Raw genomic sequence first — 9,967 nt, forward strand, 5'->3', positions numbered from 1 at the left:
ACTTGATCTCGTGGCTGTTGGCAAAGACGATGTCGACCGTGCCCGAGCGCATCAGGTCGAGGAATTCGTCGCGGTAGCGGTCGACGCAGAACGAATCCGACAGCGTCATCGACACTTCTCGGCCTGCCGCGTGCGCCAGCTTCGCCGTCTGGCGGATTGCCTCCTTGGCGCGCGGCGGGTCCCACAGATAGCCTTCGAAATAGGTGACCTTGGCGCCGGACGCCTTGTCGGCTTCGACATCCTCAGGGCCAAGCTCGACGCAGGCGCCGAGATAGGTGTTCATCGAGCGCTCGCCGTCGGGGGTGACGAAGATCATCGAGCGCGCCGTCGGCGGCTCGCCCTTGAGCGGCGTGGTGTCGAAGGCGACGCCCTGTGCATGAATGTCGTGCGCGTAGATTTCGCCCAGCGCATCGTTGGAGACCTTGCCGAAGAAGGCCGCGCGGCCGCCAAAGCTGGCGACGCCGGCCGCCGTGTTGCCGGCACTGCCGCCGGACGCTTCGATCGCCGGACCCATGCGGCTGTAGAGCAGTTCGGCGCGTTGTGTGTCGATGAGGTTCATCGCGCCCTTGATGATGCCGTTGGTCTCGAGGAATTCCTCGTCGCACTGGGCGATGATGTCGACAATGGCATTGCCGATGCAAAGCACGTCATAATCCGGCATCAAAATCTCCGCCAAAACCCGAGCCGGCTTCTTGCCACGCCGGCCGGGCGTGGTCTCGCGAGTTGGAATGGGTTGCCGCATGCGCTTGATCCAGCCGCCCTCACGCAGCTGCCGGTCCGGCTTCACGCAGCAAATCGTCAGCTTTGTCCGTCTTCTCCCAAGTGAACTCAGGCTCTTCACGCCCGAAGTGTCCGTATGTCGCCGTCTTGCGGTATATCGGCCGTAAGAGATCAAGCATCTTGATGATGCCTTTCGGTCGGAGATTGAAAACCTCGAGAACAAGGCGCTCGATCCTTTTTTCCTCGATCCTTGCGGTTCCGAAGGTATTGACCATGACAGAAACCGGACTGGCCACGCCGATCGCGTAGGCAAGCTGAACCTCGCAGACCTCCGCAAGGCCGCTGGCAACGATGTTCTTCGCGACATACCGGGCGGCATAGGCCGCCGAGCGGTCAACCTTGGATGGGTCCTTGCCCGAAAAGGCACCGCCGCCGTGACGCCCGGTCCCACCGTAGGAATCGACGATGATCTTCCGTCCTGTGAGGCCGCAGTCGCCGGCAGGCCCACCGACCACGAACCGCCCTGTTGGGTTGACCAGAAATCTGATCCCCGAAGTATCCAGGTGGGCCGGCAGGACCGGTTTTATGATCTCCTCAATGACGCCTTCGCGGACCGTGGCTTGTGAGACCGCTTCGTCATGCTGCGTTGACAGGACTATGGTATCCAGCGCCACCGGGCGGAGCCCTTCGTAGCGTACCGACACTTGAGATTTCACGTCCGGACGCAGCCAGCCAAGCTGTCCCGCTTTGCGGACCTCGGCCTGTCTTTTCGTCAAATGGTGAGCGAGTTGGATCGGCAGGGGCATCAATGTATCCGTCTCGTTGCATGCGAATCCAAACATGATGCCCTGATCCCCTGCCCCTTGCCCGAGATCCTGCCCTCGTCCTTCATCAACGCCCTGGCTTATGTCGGGCGACTGCTCGGTGAGGGCCAGAACGACGGCGCAACGTCGACCATCAAAGCCAATCGCATCATCGTCGTAGCCAATATCGAGTATCGTATCGCGGGCGACTTGGCTGTAATCGATGTGGGCATGGCTGGTGATCTCGCCAGCCACAACGACCATCCCCGTCTTCACCAACACTTCACAGGCGACGCGCGCCTTCGGATCGGTGCGCAGGACCGCATCGAGAATGGCATCGGAGATGTTGTCTGCCATCTTATCGGGGTGTCCCGCGCCGACGGATTCGGAAGAGAACACGAACTGCCTGGTCATAAAAATGCCCTCGCTTCAAGTGCTGGAGTTAGTGAGGAGTTTCTGGATTGGGGTGGCTTATCGGTCGGGGATGCCGGGAACATCGAACGCAGTGCAGAAGTCGGCAACGTCTCTTCGTACGCTCGCATGAACTTCCTGGTCATCGGGCTGGCGGCAGACCGAGTCGATGAAAGCGGCGATCTGCACCATCTCCGTTTCGCGCATGCCCATGGACGTCACCGCTGGTGTCCCTAAGCGGATGCCGCTTGTCAGCGCCGGATGCCGCCGGTCGCCCGGGACCATATTGAAATTCGCAATGATGCCTGCACGCGATAAGCGCTCCGCATAGGCTTTGCCTGACAGCGACCGGTCCCGAAGATCAAGGATCAGCATGTGATTGTCAGTGCCCCCGGTGACGAGTTCATAACCTCGCTCCAGAAGTGCCTGGGCCAGAGCCTTGGCGTTGTGGACGATCTGCTGACCGTAGACACGAAAGGACGAGTTCGCTGCTTCCTGCAAAGCGACGGCAAGCGCGGCGATAGTATTCATGTGCGGTCCGCCTTGCAGAAGAGGGAACACGGCGCGGTCTATACGTTTGGCCAGATTGTGTTTGCTCTTCGGATGATGGAGGGGCTGATAACGGTCTTCATTCCTTGATAAAATGAAGCCACCCCGGGGACCGCGGATCGACTTGTGAGAGGTGCTGGTGACCACATCGCAATGGGACACGGGGTTCGGATGCACTCCTGCGACAACCAGGCCGCAGATGTGGGCGATGTCAGCCACCAGATACGAGTTCACCTCCGAAGCAATTTCGGCCATGGCCGCGTAGTCAAAAATACGCGGATAAGCAGTTCCGCCGACCCAAATTAGCTTCGGGCGTTCCCGCTTGGCGGTCTCGCGCAAGTGGTCATAGTCAATTTGCTGTGTCTTTTCGTGCAGCCTGTACGGGACGCGCTGATAATCGCTGCCGGAAAAATTGACGGACCAACCGTGAGTCAGATGGCCGCCTTCGGGTAAAGGCAAGCCCATGACTTTGTCACGGGGGCTCAAAAGCGCGCGATAGACAGCCTGGTTGGCTGGCGAGCCTGAATAAGGCTGGACGTTGGCGTGTTCACTGCCAAATAGCGCTTTCAGGCGCTCGATCGCGAGGGTCTCAAGCTCATCGACGATCTCGTTTCCGGCGTAGTAGCGCGCACCGGGGTATCCCTCGGCATACTTGTTGGTGAAAATCGACCCGGTCGCTTCCAACACCGCCGAGGAGGCAAAGTTCTCGGAGGCGATCAGTTTGAGAGTTGTCCGCTCCTGACGCTCCTGTCTTAGAAGCAGTTCGTGAACGCGGGAGTCGACGGCGGCTAAGTGAGGCCGCCCGTAAGTGTCGGGCTGCGCGATGGCGCCGCCGGCGGAGTTATCCATGGTAGTCGCGCTCCATTTGGACTGATCTATTTCACGATCAAGCAGGCGGTCCCTTCAACCGCGCGTCTTGTATTGCTTCCAGGCGTTGTAGGTCTCTTTTATGATGGCCATCATCGTGGGGCAGGAGATCGACCACCAATTGAGCCAGCCCGCCATCCTTGCCTCCTGCTTGCATATGGTACGAAGACTGCGGACGTTGTTCGTTGCAGCAAAGAAAGTTGGCTCTGACCAGCCGCCGAACGTGGCGTCGAACCTGCTCGCGAGGCAGACTGGTAATATCGGCCAGCTCGCCGACGGTTAGATCCGCATGCGCGCAAAGGCCCAGGATTCGAAGGCGATCAAGATGCGCTGCCGTCCTTAGGCGATTTACCAGTGTCAACATTGGTTGGCATCAACCCGGACGGGATGCAGCAAGCCGCTAGCCCTTCTATCCCCATCAATCCGCATGAGACCTCTCTCGTCATTTGCTGTAAATCCGCTGGTATGGATGCTAATGGAAGATAGATCACAGTCCTTTCTACGACTAAGACGCCAGATATTGGGGCTAATGTACCACCTGACAGGAGACTACACTCACGAACATTATGTGAATTTTTTTTAACGTTGCTGAGAATCAAGGGGGAGGTTTGGCGAATGTCTCGCCGTCGACTGTCGAATCCTGCCCGACGGGATTATAGGGTGCGTAGCCTGCTTGTCCTTTCCACATGACCAGCGACGATGGGGCGAAGGCGGCAGACATAGCTCTGGAGCATGCTGCGGTATCTTTGGCCTGAAGCCGAGGAAGGCGGACCGTGGCTTCCGCGCCGCTGCCGGGAGCCCGCGAACAGGCCAAGTGGATCAGCCGGGTGTTGCCGTCATAGAGCGTGAGACCCAAAGCTGGCCAGCCGCGCCCTGAGGCTGACGCACCGCTCAGCGTCCACCTTGCTCTCGAAGCCCATCGGCATAGCGCCGATAACGACTTGACCGCGTGCGTGTCGACGAGCGATCGGTGAGCGCAAGGATCGAGGGTGCAGTGCAGGATAATGCTGTTTTAAATCAGCGCTGTTTTCAGCCGACTGCCTTGAGCGTGGGCACAAGGATATAGGCCCAAGGCAGGAGATCATCGTCTGCTGTTCGGGAGGCCGCCCTGGGCGCGCGACAGCCGTTCCTTCGGCTGCGCCGCTCCGCCACCATCCGCGCCGTGCCTTCCGGAGACCATTCCCGCTACCGGCCGGCGCCCGTGAAAACCTCGACCCGGCGCACCGGCTCGAGATGGCTGGGCTCAGCGTAACTCTGAAGTCGTCATATACCGAAGCCTTCACAGACTTCGGACATCCCCCTCACAGTCCGATCCAGATGGCGTCAGGAACACCGCTTGCGTTGATGCGGATGAACCCCTGCTTGTGCCACAATGACCCTTATGTCAGCGCGCGAGCCAAAGCTTCCGCGCAAGGCGACGGCTAGGATAAGGCAATGCCGACGAAGGGCACATTGCTTGCCACACTCTGGAATGATGGCATGCTCGGAAGGCCTAGGCTTTGCTCAGGGCCGCCTGCAAGGCGCGCTTTGAGGTTATTCACATAGCCTTCTGCGTAGTCCTGCGCCGTCGAGACCGAAAGATCAATGCCTGCCGCCAAGGCCTCTTCCATCAGGTGCTTTACGAGCCCATTTCGAATGGCCAGCTTGACCTCGGGGCCTGCGATAAGGCCGATCGCCTGCGCGGCCATATTGAGGCCAGCTTCCTCCAGCGCTCGCTTCATATCGCCTCCATTAATGGCCGTACGCAGGAGATTGGCTGCTTGCGACTCAGCCTCGAGAACCATCGAGGCAAGATCGGCTACTTGTCCGAGGCCCGGAATGAAGCTGAGCAGTCCCACCGCCGTTGCCGCCAAGTCGAGCACTTTCGTCTCGATTTTGAGCACGGAGTCGACGACGTGCATGACGGCCCCGCCGTTCTTTTTGGCTGACTTAATGTCAGGCTGGTCCATCAGGCCCATCTTCATGTCCGCGACGGCATTCTGCTCTTCTGCGGTTTGGGCGCCGTGGGTGATTGGCTGCTGAACGTTGCGGTTCGCAGACGACATGTTTGTGCAAAAATGGGCAAAGTCTTTTTTGCTGATATTGCCGGAATCAACCGTATGCCCGCCGCCAAAGTCGAAGAATTTATGATGGGTCTTATAGCCCGTGATCGAATTGTTCAGGAGGCCAAACAAAAGAGGATCTGAAAGGAGCTGAGAGGCTGCTTCCCGCACTTTCGGATCAAGGCTCTTGTCGTCTTTCATTTTCGCCAGTTTGTCGCGAGTCAGAACACCGCTTCCAAAGAACGTGTCCTGATGGTCCTTGATCATCTCGACCGTATTCAGCTCAGTTTGCGTGAGGCTCATCGACGATGAGGCGACTTGCAGGAAATCCTCTTTGTGCATCTTCCCTTTCGAGCCACCGCACAACTGGTTCCAAGCATCGGGGTGATCGAGGAAATATTGCGCCGCCGCAATGACCTGGGGCGGAAATTTGCCGTTTTTCGATTCGCCGCCGACCATTTTCTTGAACTCATCCAGACTCAGGTCCTTGGACAGATTTTCGGAGTACCGGTAAAACTCCCGCAAGGCATCGCTCAAGGTCATGACCGAAGGCTGCAAACCTCCGCTGCCGTCGGATGGTATGTAGTTCTGCTCGTAGCTTCGCGCTTGGGCTTCCTGAAATGCAGCAACTTGTGGGTGGTGGTTTGAAAATCCGGCCAAGTCCTTGGCGTTGATCTTGCCTCCACAGCGGCCGTCGCCCTGCGAGCCAATCGCATAAAAAAGTCCCGAATCCTGCTGCAGTCCCTGGATCGCCGCTTTAAGATCCGGTGGCGTAGAGGGATCATTGGCTTTGTCGGTCAACGACTTCCAAGTAAGCGGGCATTGGTCCTTGTGACGGTTGAGTACCGCAACAATCTGCAACTCAGCCGTGGTCAGCGACCCACCGTTCCACGTGATTCCGGGGCTCGCCCTGGGAGCCGGCTCGATCTTCGGAGTGACGCCGAGCAGATGTTGGGCTTCAGTCGCCTTGGAGCGTTGCGATTGGTCCTCCTTGAGAGCCGCCCTCATATTTGGCGGCAGCTGATCCAGTGGGTGTTGCTCCAAGCCATTCAATGTCAAGACATCCGGTGCCAGATGGCCCAAAGGGTCCTGCCGCAATTTATCCATTGTCGAATCAAGATTCGACGCTGGCAGATCCCCTTGCGCGAAAGAGCCGGGCTTGTCTGCCAGCACACAAGTGGACAGCATCGCTTCGAAGCACGATGCACTTTGCTGATGCTGGGTCGCAAAATGGGAAACTTTCAGGCCCGGCCAACCCCTTGCGGACTGTAGCGAATTTGAGCGGTAGAAAGTTGAAAGATTACTGGCCGACATTATGCATCCTCAGACGTGACGTTGAAATCCCCACAAGAGACCCCGACAGAAGATCCCTTGCGTTTCACAAAATTCGACAATTCCAAGCGTCGGCAGGTCACGAATGCGCCTGCCCTGCCTTCAATTGCTGTGTTCCGGGCCGGCTCCAAGGTTCGGTCCAACACAATGGCCGGAGTCACCGCGAGAGCTGCCGGGACTCATCATGAGCGGATTAGCTTTCGAGAAACTGACGAGTTTGCGAAGAGTTCACAAAAGGGTAGCCGCAGTCATGTTCTTCAGAGCTGCGGGAAATCCTCAATGTTCATTTCTTGCCCAGCTCAGGCTTCCCGCCAACGCTATCCTGTTGTGGGATGTCAGAAGAATAAGAAGCATCCGGTCGTCCGTCGCGAACGACCGTAGTGGAGGAGCCGCGAAACAAGATCAGCACTGATTCCTTTGGCGTTGCCGCTATGTGAGTCTGCGCCTGCGCCTGCGCCACCAAGCCGTTAAAGGTCTGCTCCACGAGTGCGACGAAGCGCGGTGGACCGGAAACGAAGACGAGGCCATTGCCTGGCACGGGTTTGACCACATAGCGCTCGTCGGAGATATCAAGCTTGTCGAGAGCCCCCTTGAACGCATCGAAGCGAATCGACGTCATCAAAAGCATTCGAGTTTGCGACTCTTGTGCAGCAGACACATAGAGCACAAGGCCGTCATAGTACCATTGTAGACCGTAAAGGTTCGTCAAGCGGTCGAGGAACGCGCGCGGTGGCAAATCAGGCATACGTCCGCGAATTCGCCCCTTCACCGCAGGACTGATGTTGACCCTGATATTCAGGTTGTTGCCGAATTCCTGCAACGCTGCAGCGAGCTCCTGATCCAGAACCGTGTATCTATAGGGTGTCGCCGGAAGGGACAGCGGGACTGCATGCGCCGGGTGAATCCCGGTGGACAGAAAAAACCCGGCACAAAGAAGTCTCAAAACATGCAGGGTGACGGGTTGGATAAGCGTTCTCGGCATGTCGCACTGATAAACCAAACGCTGAAATCATCACAAGTGACTAAATTGCCGAAGAGATTTTAGATTGTCGAAATGACGCCGCCGTTAGTCAGCTTGTTGTCAGCTTGCCCCCCTAGGAGTGTTGCGCCGACACCGGGTGATGAATGGGCGGGGCTCGCCCGGTCAGAGAGAGCAACCGAGTCCTTACATGATGATGCCTGTCACGTCGATCTCTGCCACTCTAACGGCTGGCCTCCCCAGGGTCGGATCACCGTCGATTGTCGAGCAGGCCCAGTTTGAGCGCGCCTTAGGGCATGCAGCCGACTCGCTGAAAAACGATGCCGCCGCGGGGCCAGCGAGTGCGGCGCCAGTTGCTGCGGCGATGGATGTTCAGCGCGCGGCTGCGCCGACGAGCGGCATGGGCGATCGCGTGTTGCAGACGATTTCCTCCCTATATCCACACAACACTGTTTCCTTCCCCGCGCTCGACCATGACATAGCCCTTTCGAAGGGCGCTCTACCGGGACCGGCGCAGAAGCTTCCCGTTCCAGGTGAGGCGGGAACCGGAATCTCGGGCATTCCCCAACAAGGGCAAGACTTCGAAACGATGATGGCTGGTCTTCGGGATGTTTACAACGGCGTCACCCAGGTGGCGCTTATCTCCAAAGGCGTCAGCGGCGTCACATCATCCGTGAATAAACTTTTGAAGGAAGGCTGAACCGCGCGCATGATTGGCTTGGCCGAGGGCGAAATCATGCGTGGCCTGTCAGGGTGGCGGTCGGTTAGACTTGTCATGCTGCCAGTTCTCGTCGCCCTCACTGCTTGCAAAGCCGACCTCTACACGCAATTGCAAGAGCGTGAGGCAAATGAAATGCTCGCACTTCTTGAAGACAACGGGGTCGCCGCGATCCGGGTGGTCGCCAAGGATGGAACCAGCACGATCCAGGTTGACGAAAAGCTGCTCGCCTTCTCAATCAACCTTCTGAACGCCAAGGGGCTGCCGCGCCAATCCTTCAAGAACCTCGGTGAGATATTCCAAGGATCAGGCCTGATTGCCTCGCCGACCGAAGAGCGTGCCCGTTACGTGTATGCCCTGAGCGAAGAGTTGTCGCGGACGATCAGCGATATCGATGGCGTTTTTTCTGTACGTGTTCACGTCGTGCTGCCGCATAACGACCTTGTGCGAGCCGGTGCCACGCCATCCTCGGCCTCGGTGTTTATCAGGCACGACGCAAAAACAAATGTCGCGGCTCTGCTGCCAAAGATAAAGATGCTTGTAGCCGACAGCATCGAAGGCCTGTCCTACGATAAGGTGGAAGTGGTTTTGGTGCCGGTAGAACGGTCCGCACACGAGCAACGGCCCGATCCGACTGCTGTCTTGCCACAAGCATCACTACCTCTTCCTGCGCCACTTCTGGCGACCGTAACAGGTTTTGCCGCAGCCGTATTCGGCGTGGCCTGTTATCTCTTGATCGGCGTTGTTACGCGTCGGCGCAAGCAATCAACCGGCGTTTCCAAGGTCGAGGGGCGCCGGGATGCTTCTGCTGTCGAGGCCATTCGCAAAAGAATGCCTGCAATTGGACGTGGGTGACATCTCATTGCCAATGCCTATACAGACCGCCCGACCTGATGGTCCGCACTTTCCGGGCGCGAGCGAGCTTGCGGCTTCGGCCCATCCAACCCGTCTTGCGGCGCGTCTTGATCCAGCGTTATCGGCCGAAACGTTAGTGAAGTTGCAGAAGTGTTCCAGACTGCATCCAAGGCTGGCAGAATTGCTGGGCAACGATGACGTGGATCTGAACCACATCGGCTGCAGGCCGGACCTTCTACGCGGGCATGATCCATATCGAGCGGCCCTTCTTGCTGGTAGTATCTGGCATGCCCGTTCGCTGGTCGCGTTTGTCTCTCAGCCTGAGCTTGCCATCCTTGTTAAACGCATCGGCGTGGAGGCACACGCATTCGGAATCCGACACCTGCTGCATGCTGTTGACAAAAGACTGATCTCGGACCCAGAAAAACTCGCTCAGCAAATCGAATACGATGGACACGCATGTCTTGGGGCTTGGCTCCAGGACAGTTCAGCTACCGAGCGTAACCGCGTGCTTCTTCGATTGCCCGAGGGGACTGCCGCGGAGACTCCAGCACCTGAGCATTGGACCGCCGCCGGCCAATTGCTTTCACTTGTAGTAGCTCATTTTGAGACAGAGACCCCGGTGAAATGACAGTCGAACTTTCCGAGGGGCCAATAGCGCCGCAGATGCGTCCAGTCGGACCACTGATAC

At 58.0% G+C, this 9,967-nt stretch carries 9 protein-coding genes; 3 read left to right on the forward strand and 6 right to left on the reverse strand.

Translation table 11 applies throughout. The features are described from left to right. The 6 genes from EN939_RS09710 to EN939_RS09735 form a co-directional block, all read right to left on the reverse strand. The coding region (locus EN939_RS09710) for an adenosine kinase (protein WP_164750928.1) at positions 1–661 on the reverse strand (661 nt) is incomplete at its 3' end. 100 nt (positions 662–761) lie between these two features. After that, the gene (metK, locus tag EN939_RS09715; protein ID WP_063169265.1) at positions 762–1,937 is read right to left on the reverse strand and encodes a methionine adenosyltransferase; all 1,176 of its coding nucleotides are present in this window, start codon (positions 1,935–1,937) and stop codon (positions 762–764) included. A 57-nt stretch (positions 1,938–1,994) separates the two neighbouring features. Beyond that, on the reverse strand, positions 1,995–3,332 hold the full coding sequence (gene glyA / locus EN939_RS09720) for a serine hydroxymethyltransferase (RefSeq protein WP_063169266.1): 1,338 nt from the start codon (positions 3,330–3,332) through the stop codon (positions 1,995–1,997). A gap of 37 nt (positions 3,333–3,369) precedes the next feature. Next, a complete protein-coding gene (locus tag EN939_RS39815; RefSeq protein WP_084831489.1) occupies positions 3,370–3,714 on the reverse strand; it encodes a helix-turn-helix domain-containing protein in 345 nt (114 codons plus the stop codon). A 1,057-nt stretch (positions 3,715–4,771) separates the two neighbouring features. After that, positions 4,772–6,706, reverse strand: a complete 1,935-nt coding sequence (locus tag EN939_RS09730) for an HrpF/NolX family T3SS translocon protein (protein WP_127267847.1) — start codon at positions 6,704–6,706, stop codon at positions 4,772–4,774. A 301-nt stretch (positions 6,707–7,007) separates the two neighbouring features. After that, complete coding sequence (locus EN939_RS09735; protein WP_024505367.1) at positions 7,008–7,706, reverse strand: secretin N-terminal domain-containing protein; 699 nt, start codon at positions 7,704–7,706, stop codon at positions 7,008–7,010. Between the two features lie 187 nt (positions 7,707–7,893). On the opposite strand from EN939_RS09735, the gene EN939_RS09740 reads away from it, so the two are divergent. From EN939_RS09740 to EN939_RS09750, 3 genes are read left to right on the forward strand one after another with little or no spacing between them, the layout of a single operon-like run. Beyond that, positions 7,894–8,403, forward strand: coding sequence for a nodulation protein NolB (locus EN939_RS09740; RefSeq protein WP_024505368.1), 510 nt, complete (start codon positions 7,894–7,896; stop codon positions 8,401–8,403). A 9-nt stretch (positions 8,404–8,412) separates the two neighbouring features. Then, on the forward strand, positions 8,413–9,276 hold the full coding sequence (sctJ, locus tag EN939_RS09745; protein WP_127248569.1) for a type III secretion system inner membrane ring lipoprotein SctJ: 864 nt from the start codon (positions 8,413–8,415) through the stop codon (positions 9,274–9,276). Next, the gene (locus EN939_RS09750) at positions 9,269–9,907 is read left to right on the forward strand and encodes a nodulation protein NolU (RefSeq protein ID WP_335930789.1); all 639 of its coding nucleotides are present in this window, start codon (positions 9,269–9,271) and stop codon (positions 9,905–9,907) included. The genes sctJ and EN939_RS09750 overlap by 8 nt, the downstream gene beginning before the upstream one ends. Positions 9,908–9,967 lie beyond the last annotated feature (60 nt).

The organism is Mesorhizobium sp. M7A.F.Ca.CA.002.05.1.1, assembly GCF_003998335.1.
GTDB lineage: Bacteria > Pseudomonadota > Alphaproteobacteria > Rhizobiales > Rhizobiaceae > Mesorhizobium.

Bases quoted from the DNA above. Each gene is read 5' to 3' on its own strand.
- metK (WP_063169265.1), bottom strand. From the start codon at position 1,937: ATGACCAGGCAGTTCGTGTTCTCTTCCGAATCCGTCGGCGCGGGACAC.
- glyA (WP_063169266.1), bottom strand. From the start codon at position 3,332: ATGGATAACTCCGCCGGCGGCGCCATCGCGCAGCCCGACACTTACGGG.
- EN939_RS39815 (WP_084831489.1), bottom strand. From the start codon at position 3,714: ATGTTGACACTGGTAAATCGCCTAAGGACGGCAGCGCATCTTGATCGC.
- EN939_RS09730 (WP_127267847.1), bottom strand. From the start codon at position 6,706: ATGTCGGCCAGTAATCTTTCAACTTTCTACCGCTCAAATTCGCTACAG.
- EN939_RS09735 (WP_024505367.1), bottom strand. From the start codon at position 7,706: ATGCCGAGAACGCTTATCCAACCCGTCACCCTGCATGTTTTGAGACTT.
- EN939_RS09740 (WP_024505368.1), top strand. From the start codon at position 7,894: ATGATGATGCCTGTCACGTCGATCTCTGCCACTCTAACGGCTGGCCTC.
- sctJ (WP_127248569.1), top strand. From the start codon at position 8,413: ATGATTGGCTTGGCCGAGGGCGAAATCATGCGTGGCCTGTCAGGGTGG.